Annotated in this window: 14 protein-coding genes; 4 read left to right on the top strand and 10 right to left on the bottom strand. The window is 36.8% G+C overall.

Going from position 1 to position 13,382, the window contains the following annotated elements; translation table 11 throughout:
- The first annotated feature begins 35 nt into the window (after positions 1-35).
- Positions 36-1,283, top strand: coding sequence for a helix-turn-helix domain-containing protein (locus GJU32_RS20515; RefSeq protein ID WP_155593782.1), 1,248 nt, complete (start codon positions 36-38; stop codon positions 1,281-1,283).
- Between the two features lie 332 nt (positions 1,284-1,615).
- On the opposite strand, the gene GJU32_RS20510 is transcribed toward GJU32_RS20515, so the two are convergent.
- The 4 genes from GJU32_RS20510 to GJU32_RS20495 form a co-directional block, all read right to left on the bottom strand.
- Positions 1,616-3,520: an endonuclease MutS2 gene (locus GJU32_RS20510; protein ID WP_155593848.1), complete on the bottom strand. Its 1,905-nt coding sequence runs from the start codon at positions 3,518-3,520 to the stop codon at positions 1,616-1,618.
- 486 nt (positions 3,521-4,006) lie between these two features.
- Positions 4,007-4,915, bottom strand: a complete 909-nt coding sequence (rarD, locus tag GJU32_RS20505) for an EamA family transporter RarD (protein ID WP_155593781.1) — start codon at positions 4,913-4,915, stop codon at positions 4,007-4,009.
- A 135-nt stretch (positions 4,916-5,050) separates the two neighbouring features.
- Entirely contained in the window at positions 5,051-5,587 is a 537-nt protein-coding gene (locus GJU32_RS20500; RefSeq protein ID WP_155593780.1) for a hypothetical protein, read from the bottom strand.
- A 174-nt stretch (positions 5,588-5,761) separates the two neighbouring features.
- Complete coding sequence (locus tag GJU32_RS20495; RefSeq protein WP_155593779.1) at positions 5,762-6,931, bottom strand: toxic anion resistance protein; 1,170 nt, start codon at positions 6,929-6,931, stop codon at positions 5,762-5,764.
- A gap of 302 nt (positions 6,932-7,233) precedes the next feature.
- Here GJU32_RS20495 and GJU32_RS20490 point away from each other — a divergent pair, with 302 nt between their 5' ends.
- Positions 7,234-7,419, top strand: a complete 186-nt coding sequence (locus GJU32_RS20490; RefSeq protein ID WP_230875107.1) for a hypothetical protein — start codon at positions 7,234-7,236, stop codon at positions 7,417-7,419.
- A gap of 42 nt (positions 7,420-7,461) precedes the next feature.
- Here GJU32_RS20490 and GJU32_RS20485 read toward each other — a convergent pair whose 3' ends face one another.
- From GJU32_RS20485 to GJU32_RS20465, 5 genes are all read right to left on the bottom strand, one after another.
- Positions 7,462-8,706, bottom strand: coding sequence for an ABC transporter permease (locus GJU32_RS20485; protein WP_155593777.1), 1,245 nt, complete (start codon positions 8,704-8,706; stop codon positions 7,462-7,464).
- The gene (locus GJU32_RS20480) at positions 8,690-9,595 is read right to left on the bottom strand and encodes an ABC transporter ATP-binding protein (RefSeq protein WP_155593776.1); all 906 of its coding nucleotides are present in this window, start codon (positions 9,593-9,595) and stop codon (positions 8,690-8,692) included. Before GJU32_RS20480 ends, GJU32_RS20485 begins: the two co-directional genes overlap by 17 nt.
- Positions 9,596-9,608: 13 nt before the next feature.
- Complete coding sequence (locus GJU32_RS20475) at positions 9,609-10,139, bottom strand: DUF2812 domain-containing protein (RefSeq protein WP_155593775.1); 531 nt, start codon at positions 10,137-10,139, stop codon at positions 9,609-9,611.
- Positions 10,140-10,209: 70 nt separating this feature from the next.
- Entirely contained in the window at positions 10,210-10,746 is a 537-nt protein-coding gene (locus GJU32_RS20470) for a DUF2812 domain-containing protein (RefSeq protein WP_155593774.1), read from the bottom strand.
- 1 nt (position 10,747) lies between these two features.
- Positions 10,748-11,062 carry a PadR family transcriptional regulator gene (locus tag GJU32_RS20465; RefSeq protein WP_155593773.1) on the bottom strand — a complete coding sequence of 105 codons (315 nt, stop codon included), beginning with the start codon at positions 11,060-11,062 and terminating at the stop codon, positions 10,748-10,750.
- A 179-nt stretch (positions 11,063-11,241) separates the two neighbouring features.
- Here GJU32_RS20465 and GJU32_RS20460 point away from each other — a divergent pair, with 179 nt between their 5' ends.
- Positions 11,242-11,829 (top strand): TetR/AcrR family transcriptional regulator, encoded by a 588-nt coding sequence (locus GJU32_RS20460; RefSeq protein ID WP_230875109.1) that lies wholly within the window; start codon positions 11,242-11,244, stop codon positions 11,827-11,829.
- Between the two features lie 55 nt (positions 11,830-11,884).
- Positions 11,885-13,057, top strand: coding sequence for a YhgE/Pip domain-containing protein (locus tag GJU32_RS20455; protein ID WP_155593771.1), 1,173 nt, complete (start codon positions 11,885-11,887; stop codon positions 13,055-13,057).
- Positions 13,058-13,097: 40 nt separating this feature from the next.
- Here the strand turns inward: GJU32_RS20455 and GJU32_RS20450 are convergent, their stop codons facing one another.
- The gene (locus GJU32_RS20450; RefSeq protein ID WP_196426756.1) at positions 13,098-13,289 is read right to left on the bottom strand and encodes a hypothetical protein; all 192 of its coding nucleotides are present in this window, start codon (positions 13,287-13,289) and stop codon (positions 13,098-13,100) included.
- Between the last annotated feature and the right edge of the window lie 93 nt (positions 13,290-13,382).

The following is a 13,382-nucleotide window of genomic DNA, read 5'->3' as shown; positions in this document are numbered from 1 at the left end:
AAGTTTAATATAATTAAACAAAAGGAGGCGAGGCAGTGAACTCTCTAGGCGCACGAATTCGTAAATTAAGGAAAGAACAAAAATTAACATTAGAGGCGCTTGCCGGTGATCGTCTAACAAAAGGAATGCTAAGTCAAATAGAAAATGAAAAGGCCAAGCCCTCTATGGAAAGCCTTGACTATATTGCTGAACGGTTAGGTGTCAAGGCTAGTGAATTACTCGAAGAAGTAACACCTTCATCCATTCGTTCACTTTTAGAGCAGGTTGAAATTTTATTTGCAGAGGTAAAATGGGGAGATATAGTTCGTCATCAAGAAATTGTTGATTTGATAAAACCATCAGTAGAGGGCCTTCCTGATAGCTACGAAGCAGGCCGTTTATTGTATATATATGCTGTCACACAGTATGAAGTAGGATTAGCTTCATGGGAAACATCCCTCCTGCAAGCCCGCACTATTTTTAAGGAAATTAATTTACTTAGCCATTGGTTTAAAACATTCATCATTCAAATGAACATATTGGCGGAAAAACGTCAATATGACTTGGCCTATGCCTGTATTTTACAGGCACAAGAAATGATTGAACAAGAGGATTATCAGTTTGATTCTCGTGATGCTTTATTAATGGCTTATTATACAAGCATTTTACAGCTTGCCATCGGAGAACATGAAGAAGGAAAAAAATTAATAAACGAAACCATTACGAATGCTCATAAAAACCAACTGTTCTATCAAATTGATGATATGTATCGTATTGGTGCTTATTGCGCGATGATTGACCATGACTTTGAACAAACAGAGCATATGTTTATGAAGCTGGAGCAATATCGGGCATTTGCCGAACGCGCACTAGTAGATGCTTTAATCTATATTTTACGGGCACATTATTATAATAATTACATGTTTAATTATGAGCAGGCGTTAATAGAAATTGAGAGCTTTAATGAGCTCAAGCATGAGGATTTAGAAATTTTGGATTCAAACTATTATTATGCGGAAAAAGGAAAGTCCTTATATTTACTCGGTCGTTATGAGGAAGCGAGGGCTGCATTTGAGCATTTCCAAGCAACACCTATTTTCGTCATCCACCCATATGATATTTTGGGCTTAAATGAATGCTTTTCCTATAAAGCCCTTTGCTATGCACATTTCGGTGAGTTAACAACAGCTTATGAAATTGCCAAAATGGCCTATCTGGATTCACAGGAATTAGTCGATTTACCTTACAAACGAAAAATCGAGGAAACCTATTTTACGATAAAAGCACAGATTAATTCTGTTTAAGAATAAAAAATAATGAGTTCGGTGCAAATCGAACTCATCTTAAAAAAATCCAATGGATAGCATAGCGTATTGAAGAGATACTACAACACTAAAATTAAGTTTTTCTTACTCTAAATTCGGTTTATGAGCCCCAGGATATTAATAATATAAGCATACTAAGAGGCTGGGACAAAACTCAATTATTTTGAAAAATAGCGGAAATAGATAATAACTTTTTTTTGCTTAAATGAATATATAATTCCTTTCTAAATCAAAAAAATGTTAGACCGATTGCATTTCGGTCTAACATTTTTTCCTTTTGTCCCAGCCTCTCATACTTATTTGCTTAATCTTCAGTTCAATTTATCTTTTTTCATTTCCTTTTGAATTTTACGGAGCGCTTTTTTTGACCCCCGTTCGATATCATGCTGTAGCTTTCGCTCTTTATAGTCCACAAACAACGTCTCCAAATCATATCCTTCAGGGTATAATTCTGTCGCTGGTAACTCTAGTACAAGTCGTTTGACATTCACCTCTAGCATTTGCCCGTTACAATACACGCTAACATTATGGAACTGATTCATTTCTTTATAAACAAGCCCCACATCATCATAATCTACTAATTTCACACGGTCCCCTTTTGTAAATGTATACGTCGCTACCACGTTCGTTTTCTCTACTTTAGGTTTGCGAATTTTACTGTCTTGAACGAGTGTCAACTGATAATCTTTGTTGTTCATATAATCCTCTGCTCTTTGTAAAACTGTTTCACGGACATTCATTTTTTTTGAAATCCATAGGGCATTACTTTCTCCAGATGTGCCGATGATTAATTGATAAAGCGGCTCTAGTGTATCACTATTAAAACGCATTGCCGCATTCATAAAATCAGGGTGCATCTCAGAAAATCGTTTAATTTCGCCGTAATGGGTTGTCGCAACTGTGATGCAGCCCATCTGATAGAACTCTTCTAAAATCGCAATCGCCAGAGCTGCACCTTCATTTGGCTCAGTACCACTGCCGATTTCATCAAATAGTAAGAGTGTATGATTATTAGCTGCTCTCATAATGTCGGAGAGATTTTTCATATGGGATGAAAACGTACTCAGCGCATTTTCTATACTTTGATTATCACCAATATCGACAAAGATATGATCGAATACAGCCATCTCGGTTCCCTCATCCGCTACGATATGGAAGCCTGACATCGTTGCTAACGTTAATAAGCCAATTGTTTTCAACACGACCGTTTTCCCACCAGCATTTGGTCCAGTAATAATTAAGCTACGGTAGTCTTTACCGATAGCAAACTGAAGGGGCACTGCATTTCCTGATAGTAACGGATGCTTACCATTGACTAAATTGATATAACCAAAATCATTTAGACGTGGCTCCATGCCGCCTATTTGCCTACTGAATTTAGCTTTAGCAAAGACCATATCATATTGGCTAATCAACTCCATATTAATGTTAATGGCGTGAAGATGTTCCATTAATAGTCCTGATAATGTTGCTAAAATCTGATACTCCTCCACCGCTTCCTCAGCCTTTAAGGTTGCCAACTCTACATTTAATTTAGCAACGACACTCGGCTCCATAAAAACGGTCGCCCCTTTTGCAGAAATCTCCACTATTGTGCCCTGTACATGATTTTTGTAGGAAGCCTTAATTGGAATCGTATAGCGATCGTCCTTTTGACTAATAAAGAATTCCTGAATGTAAAGTTTGTTCGCACTGTTATTCAAAAATTTCGTTAAGCGTTCTTTAATTTTTTCCTCTGTCGTTTCCATATGATGACGAATTCGCTTTAATTCGCGACTTGCAGCCGAATCTACACGATTGGCTTTTATCGCAAAATTAATTTCCTCTTCCACGCTTTTAAATTCAGCCATTGAGTTGGCGTAAGATGAAAGGACTGGCGCAAAAAATTCCTTATCCAACATAAATTTTTTGATATTGCGACAGCCTCGTAAAAAGTCAGAGATACTTACTAGCTCACTTGGGTCCAATAGCATGCCCTTTTCAAGCTTTGTCATGATATGTTCGATATTGGATACACCTAAAAAAGGGACATGGCCCTCTGCATCTAAAATTGCACGAGCTTCTGTTGTTTCATTTAAGCGATTTTTCACAATTGTTATGCTTGAACTTGGCATTAATTTATCTAAAAGTTGTTTCCCTAATCCACTAACGCAGTAGGATTTAACGATATCCTTTAATTCATGGTATTGTAATTTGTCAAGAGTAGTACTATTCATTTGATCATGCTCCTCATTCTGATGTTTTATCATGCATGAAGACACCTACCCAATATTAGATAGCAATGATGATTAATCATAAAAAAAGCTGCGGGAGATCCCCACAGCTTTATCTTCAAAAGGCGACTGGCAAATGCATCACAAATTAAACTTCATCTAACTGAAGTTTCATCCATGTACGCCACGCTTAATTAAAGTATAGTAGGTATCTACATAGGTTTTTGAAATAAATCCATGACAAAACAAGGGGTATGGTAATGACAGTTATCCCCAGTCGTCACATCATTTATTTCATTCAATTTTTACCTAGTTAGAACCTACCGCACTCACAAACAAGCACCTCACATTAAATTATCATTGTTATCTAATTATTGACATCATTTTACTATATGCTGACATAAAAGTAAAGGTGCCGCCGTAAAACAAAAGAGGAGCCACTTTTGGGATAGTCATGAAAAAAGACTTGTAGAACATTCTACAAGTCTTTTATGTCACAGATTTATGATGGGCTTTTCTTGTCTCAATGATTTTAGAACCTGAAAATAGTAGTAAAGCGGCCCAAATAATGCTGAATGCTAAGAGCTCTACTTGACTAAATGGCTCCTTGTACAGAACGATGCCTAAAATTAAGACAATCGTTGGCGAAACATATTGAATAAAGCCTAATAAATACAATGGGATATTTTGTGCGCCTTTCGCAAATAAGATAAGCGGCACAGCAGTTACTAACCCACTGAAAATCATCAAGATATCTGTTTTTACATCGACATGTAAAAACGAAGTTTGATGGGTTGCAAACAGATAAATATAATAGCCCAATGCAAAGGGTAAAATCAATAACGTTTCGATTGCTAACCCTCTTGTCGCATCTAGTGTAATTTTCTTTTTCAGTACACCGTAAATAGCGAAGGACAAGGCGATTAATAATGCTACCCATGGCACAGAGCCATAACTAATCGTTAAAATAATCACAGCGATAAAAGCAATTCCCGTTGCTAACCATTGTGCACGACTTAGCGATTCTTTAAAGAAAATCACGCCAAAAATAACAGACAATAGTGGATTAATATAGTACCCTAAGCTCGTTTCAATTAAATGGTTATGTGTTACTGCCCAAATATACAAATACCAGTTCATTGAAATAACGAAGGACGCACCCGCAAGCTGCCAGAAATGCTTTTGATGTGACCATAAATATTTTAAGTCTACCAGAAGATCCTTACGCATTCGAAATACGATGACAGCAAGTACCGTAAAGACAAAGGACCAAATTACACGTGATAATAAAATCTCCATGCTTGGTACATGTTCAAGTAGTTTCCAATATAGAGGAAAGGCACCCCAAAAGGCATAGGCTAAAAACGCCGCCAAAACCCCTTTTTTTTCATTTGACATTGCCACTTACGCTCCTACTCTTATTGAAATCGATAAACGATCTCCTATAATCTTAAACTAGTTAAAGAATAGACTCATTATAGGACTTTGAGTGGCAACTGTAAATGCCTAATTTCTAGCTTCTTGTAATAGGCGTTAACCTTTCTGTTCGGACTCTAGCTCGGAAATGTATTTGCGCACTGTATTATAGCTAATATCTGGATTGATTTGGCGTTTGATGCGAATATGGATTTCTTTAATGCCAACCCCTTGCTCACGCATATCTCGAATCATCGACTTCAGAGGACCTGTCAGTGACTCCCTTGACATAGCTGTGTATTTACTTAACTCAATAAGCAGCTCCGTATTTTGTTGGCGGAGCACCTTCATCTCCTCTACCACGCAATTAAATTCTGTTACCTTTTTTAGAAGGACCGTATTTTGCTGTTTCAACTTTTGCATCTCTTCTGAAAGCTGCGCATTTTGTTTTTTAACCATTTTTCGTTCTCGTTCTAGACCATCTTGCTTTTTATCTAAATCTGTATGCATAGTATTGTATAACTCTTCAATATGCAACAGTTCTAAATAGCGGTTTTGGGGAACGATCATTAAGCTATCTGTCGTGTATAGAGCAAGTGTTCCATCTTTAAAAGGCTCATATGACAATGGAGAGGGCTTTAACTTATTCGGCATTACTTCTTCACTCCTCCACGAATACATTCAAATAATCGTATTGCATTATGTAACATCTATCCGCTTCCTTTTTATTTGATAATCATTCTCATTTAATTTTATCATAATCACTATTTTGGTTTTTGTCAAAGTAAAAAAAGCTTCTTGCAAACATTGCTGCAAGAAGCTTTTTGCTTACATTTTTTTTAATTTTTCATACTCTAATTGCAAACGCTCAATTCGTTTACGCCCTTCTTCACGATTTCTTGCTGTTTCTGCTTGAATTTGCTTTGTTTCTTGAATCCCAGTCATAATCGTTTGCCATGTTGTTTCAATTGTTTCAATTTTAATGCTCGGGCTACCAGCTTGACGCGCGATATTGACGCTGTTTTTACTAATATTTTCAGCATTGCGAACTAGCATTTCGTTCGTACGACGGTCTAATTCAACCATAGAATCAGAAATAAGCTTTTGACGTTTCAATGTGACTGCATGTATCAAACCTTGTTTAAATATTGGGATCGTCGTCACAAAGGCAGAATTAATCTTTCCGATTAAATGGTTATTCCCTTGTTGCATTAAGCGAATTTGAGGTGCTGATTGGAATGATACTTGCTGCGCCATTTCTAAATCATAACGACGTTGCTCTAATAATTCCACAGCTCGGAGCATTGTTTCATATTCCATTGCTGCTAATTGATCGCCCGTTTGTGCCTTTTGTTCAAGGGCTGGTAATGATGCGCGAACATCCTCTATTTTTACTTCAATCGCCGCGACAAACTTACTTAAAGATTGGAAATAATTTAAGTTTTGGTCATACAGATTCTCAAGATCGATGGTGTTTCGCTTCATTTCACCTTCATATTTTTGGATTTCACGGTAAATGACGTCTACTTCTTTGTTCATGCTGTCATATTTAGATAAGAATCTTTCCAATTGCTCTTTTCCTTTATTAAAGAGCTTTGAGATGAAACCACCCTTTTTTTCTTCCGCAAAATCTTGTGGATCAAACTTATCCATAATTTTATTGAGATTGTTTAATAGAACACTCGATTCTTCCAGCTTACTGGCTTTCATCGTTGCCAGCATTTTATCTGAAAAAGTAGAAATGCCACTCGCTGTTTCTTTACCAAGCTCTAGCATGGCAATTTGATCTTTTACATCAATTTTTTGTGCAAGTGCATGGACCTCTGGATCTTTCTTTAACATTAGCTGATTTTGTGCGATTTGTGATAACTCCTGCTCCGACACAAGTACTGGCTTTTGCTCAGGTTCTTGCTGTAAAAGTGGATTCGGCTGTAATAAAGGATTTTCTGAAGCGAATGGGTCCTTGGATTTTAAAAGATCATTGTTAAATTCAGACATACGTTTTACCCCCTGCAATTTATCTCTACTAATTACTTACGATTACCACGAAAAAAAGTTTCATTTCGACTAGAATAACTAAAACACTTTATTCCGGTTCTGTTGAAGAATCTTCCTTTTTATAAATTATAGCTTCTTTCCATACAAAATTCGACTAATTACGTAAATTCCTTGTCGTAAATGGTAGCTTTTTAAATATCAACTAATCAAAGAAATAATTAACAAAAATAACTAAACCACTTAGCATATCCAAACTATTCCTTTACAATGGAAATAACATAAGACGGAAAGGAATGTCAGGTATGACTAAAGATTTAATCGATAGTTTGATACCATTGGGCATGATTTTTGGTTGTGCTGTTGGCGTAATTGTAGGACTGTTTTTCAAACCTAGCTTTCTAGTAGTTACTGTTAGTGTAGGAAGTGGAATAGGCTTTTTAATTGGTGTTGTTCTTTATGGAATTTATAGTTATAAAAAAGAGTCTTAGCAACATAAAGGCAGCTACATCATCCATGTAGCTGCCTTTGACTTATGTTGTTACTTTTAATACCGTTTTAATTTTTTGAATAACGCCGCCTGAGCTATATGTCAGCACACTGCGCTTATAGAAGGATAAACTGAATAGATACACGACAACGATTGTTGCGATTAAAATACCTAATGATAGGAATGGTACAATGCCTCCAATATCTGTAGCTCCAATTCGCATCGGCATAATCATACCTGAAGTTAGAGGGATATAGGAGAATATTTTAATGATAATCGTATCTGGATTCCCCATGCCTGTTAGCATTACGTAGAAGCCAATGATTGTAATAATCATGGCAGGCATTAATACTTGACCTGCTTCCTCTACTTTTGAAACTAATGAGCCAAATAATGCCCCAATGATTAGATAAAGGATGACCGTTAACAGTAGGAATACAATGGCATAGATTACATAGCCAATGGACAGTTCTTTGACAATGTCAGCAGCCATATCCCACACAATTCCGTCTTTAATAAACTTCGCATAGATTAGGAATACTGCTGCAATCATGCCCATCTGTGTTAAAGCGAGCAATAATACCCCTGCAATCTTCGCTTTAAAATGCGTTGCTGGTTTGACACTTACTAAAAGCATTTCCATTGCGCGTGAACCTTTTTCAGAGGCAATTTCAGTCGTAATCATGGATAGGAATGTAGAAATAAAGAAATAGATTAAAATGCCGACTGCATAGGAAACAACTAACCCTGATTGCTTTTCTTCTTCACTTTTTCCACCAGCTGACTCCTCGTTTAAATTTTTAGTCGAGATCGTTGTTTGAGCAGCCATGATTTGTGCTGCTTGCTCAGGTGATAAAGATAATTGCTGTACGGCATAATGCTGACCCGCATATTGTAATAAAGATGATAATGTTGATTGATCATTTAATTTCAGTGGTGTAAACGTAGCAATTTCTGCTTGTAGCTGACCATTTTGATCGTTAATCGTCACAATGGCATCAAGCTTGCCGTCCTTTACTTTTTTTTCAAGTGCTGAAACATCTTTTTCATCCAGGATAAACGCCATATCTCCATTAGAAACAAAGATATCGCTTAAATCAGCAGATGTTTCATTGATAATTGCGATTTGCTGCGCTTCATCATCACCCGTAAAAAGTTCTTTAATTTCTGACCAGAATACAGCCACAGACATGACAAGTACATATAAACATGTCATTAAAATAAAGGATTTAGATTTAATTTTTGATTTATATAATTGCATCATTAGTAAACTAAACTTCGACAACATTGCCACCTACCTTATCTTTAAAGATTTCATCCAACGATAAATAATCCAAGCTGAATTTTTCAATATATTTCCCATTAGAAAGCTGCTCGAAGATACTTTGGGCGAAGCTTTCGTCTGCTAATGTAAGAACAGTTTGCTCCTTCTCTACTCGCACATCCTTGACACCTTCTAATGCCAATAACTGAGTTGTCGACCAATCCGTACGAACAGCAAGCTTTGTTTTACCATATTGTTTCTTTAAATCTAGTAGGCTACCAGAAAATAAAGAAACACCTCGTTTTAATAAGCACAAATGATCACAAAGCTCCTCGACATTATCCATTTGGTGACTAGAGAATAAAATAGTTGTTCCCTGCTTCTTTAATAGTAGAATGGCATCCTTTAGTAAATCTTTATTGACAGGATCTAGTCCACTAAACGGTTCATCCAAAATTAAAAATTCCGGTTTATGGATAAAGCTCGCAATAAGCTGGACCTTTTGTTGATTCCCCTTTGACAACGTTTCTGCCTTATCTTTTCGTTTTTCTTCCAGTTCAAAACGTTGAATCCAAAAATCAATTTCCTTTTTTAGTTCTGCTCTTTTCATGCCACGTAATTCACCAAAAAAGTAAAGTTGCTCCTCTACCTTCATCGTTGGGAAAATACCACGCTCCTCAGGTAAATAGCCAAGTACATCTCGGTTAATGGCATTGACTGGCTGCCCATTCCAAGTAATGGTACCTGCTGTAGTCTCCTGTAAATCTAAAATCATACGGAATGTTGTTGTTTTCCCTGCTCCATTTTGACCAATTAGGCCAAAAATTTCACCCTTTTCAATGGTAAAATTCAAATCATCCACAGCTGTAAAATCTTTGTACTTTTTCGTGACATGCTGTAACTGTAAAGTCATGTTGTCATCCTCCTTATCCTTCAAATATATGTAAGTCTTGTTTCAAGCCATTTTTACGGCTTTGATTTTTTGCAATAGAAATACTTACCATGACAGCTACTAAAAAATTAAAGCATCCTACACTAGCGTTTAATAATCCTACAGATGGTCCCGAAGACCCTATCGAAAAATTATAAATTCCAGCTAGTATATTCAATAGAAACAAAAGTATAAACATCCGATTCATTGATTTTATATAGTTAATTTTTGAGGTTGTATCTGTAAATATTTCAAAGGGGCCCTCTGATTTTAGTTTTCGATAATAGGCCCAACAACCAAATTTTGCCACACACTCTATATTCATCGTATCTAGAAACTCAAAATAATCCTTTGATTTTCTATTCACAAATTCGTTACGATAAATATATTGACTCGGCGTCCCTTTTTCGAATACAAAGTATCCTACTACTGACTTTTTTAAATTCCACCCCCGATCCGCCATTTCATTGACCCACTGCTCTTCTTTTTCGTAATCAATAAAAAAACGATATATTCTTTTCTTCATTATCTCACCCCTATTATGACGTTTACTTCATTAAAGTTTTCTGATTTCCCAGAAAATAATTGATTCTAATTTAATCTGAAAAAACATCTAGTTCCTTCTTTAATAGGTTTCGTACACGCATAAGCTTATATAATGGGAGCGAGAATAACACAACTACGATTAAATTCAAGCTATTTAAAGTGAAGCCAATCCAATCAGCCGTTTGATTAGAAAAATCGCCAATCAAACCCGTTATTCCGATGATTAAATTAAGAAGAATAAGAGAAAGCAAGATGGTCATTTTTTTTGACAGGTTCCCAATTCTTGTTTTTTTATCTGTAAACAGCTCAAATGGCCCTTCCTGTACAGCTTTTCTAAAAAACACAAAATTACCAGAACGATTTACTTGCTCAATGCCAGAGGACTGAAGAAATTCGAGATAGTCTTCTTCATAGTCGGTACCAAATCGCTCCAATTCATCATAGCGATAAATATGGCTACCTGGTTCTCCACGTTCAAACGTAAACCGAATCCATGTGAATTTTTTCAAATGCCAGCCCTGACAAGCCATGTCATTGACCCAATTTTCAATTGCATAGGGATTAATCATCAATCGATATTTATGCATATTATTCAACTCCCTTCGTTATACGGATACCATTGTCAAAAAGTTCCCTTAATCTCAAAATTTCGTATTCAATTACCGATTTTCCAGTTTCAGTAATAATATATTCTTTCTTTCTGCCATCCTCATCGAGTGCCACAATCCAACCTCTTTCTAACAATGTTTTGATAGCGCCATAAATAGTACCTGCGCCTAAACGAACTCGCCCATTGCTCATTTCCTCCACCAATTGCATAATGCCATAACCATGCCTAGCCTCATATAACGCTAATAATATATAATAAACGCCTTCTGTTAATGGCGGATGCTCCTGCGTCATACAACCCCCCCCTTTATATCGTCCATCAATATATCGTCTGTCGATACAAGTAAAATATATCAGCAGTCGATATAGTTGTCAACGACTTTTTCCCTGTTATTCCCTTTAGTTTAACCATGCTGTTGCAGATACTAGGACAATATGCTAGGATGTAAGTGATTACTTGCATGAAAGGAAGTATGTTTTTGACAATGAAGGGAACTGCAGAACGAATTATCGAAGCTGCTCTACAATTGATTAGTGAAAAAGGCTATACAGCTGCAACTACAAAAACGATCGCAGAACTAGCAGGCGTCAATGAAGTCACTCTTTTCCGCCATTTTGGCAACAAGCGAGGCTTATTGAAAGCTATTATTGAACAATTTTCTTATTATCCTCTTTTACAACAGGAGATCAATCAAAATATGACGTGGGAATTAGAAAAAGATTTATTAAACATCTCATTAAAGCATTTTCAGTTTTTGATGTCGATTAAAGACTTTGTGATGATTGCCTTTAAGGAGTCCATACAATTTCCTGAGATTAGTGAAGAAATTGCGAATATGCCTCTCTTGATCAAAAAGGAACTCATCCATTACTTTGAAGAAATGTATCAGCAAGGAAAAGTAAGAGAGGTTGATTTTGAAGCAGCAGCATTATCGCTTATTGCCCTTAATTTTGGTCATTTTATGTCTCGCGCCCGTCTTGGTACTATAGTGTCGGACATACCAACCGAAGAACTATTACAGACAAGTGTAGCTATTTTTTCTAGGGGACTCGTTTCCTAGAAAAAATTTTTCCTATCAATGCAAGTAAGTACTTACTTATAAAGGGGGTATAAAAATGAAAGGTTTACAAGCTTTATTGCGAGTTCGTGAAACTTATATAGGCATTGTCGCTACCATTGCTTTTCAATTAATCTTCTTTACTATTTGGATGACCGCCTATGATGGTGTCAATGAAAGAGCCGAGCAATTAACTATTGGCTTTGTTGCTGAAGATCTCGAAGTGGGTCAACAGGTAGCAATGGACATGAAAGGCTCCATTCCATTTACAATAAAGGACTATTCGTCAATGAAAAAAGCAGAACAGGCATTAAACGAACGACAAATTAATATGATTATGCAAATTCCAGCCGACTTTACTAGTCAATTACAAGCAGGGAAAGAGGCAGAAATCATTTATGCTATTAATCAAGCCAATGCTAGTATGGCGAAAAACATGATGGAGGGAGTAGCAAAGCAACTAACAGAAGAAATAAATCATACCCTCTATCCAATGCAACAAAATCAGGCGATAGAAGTTTTTTCACAACAATTTACACAGCTTCCTTTTGAGCAAAATACAGCACAACAAATTTCCGCCTCTGTCAAGACGACGGTGATGAATGTCAAAGCCCACGCAGTCGACAGTACCATTGTTAAAACCAATGATGTGAAGGGATTTGCCGCAAACTTTGTCCCACTTATGGTCATCATCTCATCCTTCGTCGGAGCTATGGTAATGATTATGCAACACCAGCAAGCAGCACAAATTGTTCAAGAAAACCTATCGAAGTGGCAATTATTTTTTGCAAGACAGCTGCTGAATATCGGGGTAGCCTTTTCGCTACCTTTGTTAACGATTGGTTTGATGCATCTTTTTGATATTACTAGTAATGAAAGCTTTCTAGCTATATATTTCTTTCAATCTGTGATGTATCTAGCTTTCCTTTGCCTAGCACAAGTGTTTGTCATCCTCTTTGGTAATATTGGTATGGTTATCAATATTTGTGCCCTATCTCTCCAACTAGTAACCTCAGGCGTTCTTGTGCCAAAAACAATGCTATCTGAAGGGTACAAAAATGCCGCTGCTTTGCTGCCGGCTACTTACGGAGCTGATGGCTATTACACCATTATTTTTGGCGGAAGTGCAGATAATTTACTACAAAATAGTAGCTTCTTAGGAATCATCATCCTTGTAACAATGGCCATTGCTACAGTGGTCGTTGCAGTGAAGCCCACTCCAACTCAATAATCTAAAAAACGATGGACTGCATGAGCCAGCTTGCAGTCCATCACTTTTTTGGATGGCTATATACTATTTTTTCTGCTGTATCCTTCACTTCGGGCATTCTATCCATCAATTTGAGCATTCTATCCACTTCTTTCTTTGCTCTATCCATCACTTCTGGCGTTCTATCCTCCACTTTCCCAGCTCTATCCATCACTTCTGGCATTCTATCCTCCACTTTTCCTGCTCTATCCATCATTTCGAGAGTTCTATCCACCTGTTTCTCTTCTATCCATCAATCTGAGCGTTCTATCCTCCACTTTCCCTGTTCTATCCATCATTTCGAGCG

The organism is Lysinibacillus cavernae (genome assembly GCF_009724685.1).
Lineage (GTDB): Bacteria > Bacillota > Bacilli > Bacillales_A > Planococcaceae > Lysinibacillus > Lysinibacillus cavernae.
The sequence above is the reverse complement of the archived record's forward strand: the minus strand, read 5'-3'. Positions and strand labels throughout refer to the sequence as shown.

Coding starts and splice junctions, on each gene's coding strand:
- GJU32_RS20470 (WP_155593774.1), bottom strand. CDS start 10,746: ATGCATAAATATCGATTGATGATTAATCCCTATGCAATTGAAAATTGG.
- GJU32_RS20460 (WP_230875109.1), top strand. CDS start 11,242: ATGTTTTTGACAATGAAGGGAACTGCAGAACGAATTATCGAAGCTGCT.
- GJU32_RS20500 (WP_155593780.1), bottom strand. CDS start 5,587: ATGCCGAATAAGTTAAAGCCCTCTCCATTGTCATATGAGCCTTTTAAA.
- GJU32_RS20475 (WP_155593775.1), bottom strand. CDS start 10,139: ATGAAGAAAAGAATATATCGTTTTTTTATTGATTACGAAAAAGAAGAG.
- rarD (WP_155593781.1), bottom strand. CDS start 4,915: ATGTCAAATGAAAAAAAAGGGGTTTTGGCGGCGTTTTTAGCCTATGCC.
- GJU32_RS20485 (WP_155593777.1), bottom strand. CDS start 8,706: ATGTTGTCGAAGTTTAGTTTACTAATGATGCAATTATATAAATCAAAA.
- GJU32_RS20450 (WP_196426756.1), bottom strand. CDS start 13,289: ATGGATAGAGCAGGAAAAGTGGAGGATAGAATGCCAGAAGTGATGGAT.
- GJU32_RS20465 (WP_155593773.1), bottom strand. CDS start 11,062: ATGACGCAGGAGCATCCGCCATTAACAGAAGGCGTTTATTATATATTA.
- GJU32_RS20480 (WP_155593776.1), bottom strand. CDS start 9,595: ATGACTTTACAGTTACAGCATGTCACGAAAAAGTACAAAGATTTTACA.
- GJU32_RS20490 (WP_230875107.1), top strand. CDS start 7,234: ATGACTAAAGATTTAATCGATAGTTTGATACCATTGGGCATGATTTTT.
- GJU32_RS20455 (WP_155593771.1), top strand. CDS start 11,885: ATGAAAGGTTTACAAGCTTTATTGCGAGTTCGTGAAACTTATATAGGC.
- GJU32_RS20510 (WP_155593848.1), bottom strand. CDS start 3,520: ATGAATAGTACTACTCTTGACAAATTACAATACCATGAATTAAAGGAT.
- GJU32_RS20495 (WP_155593779.1), bottom strand. CDS start 6,931: ATGTCTGAATTTAACAATGATCTTTTAAAATCCAAGGACCCATTCGCT.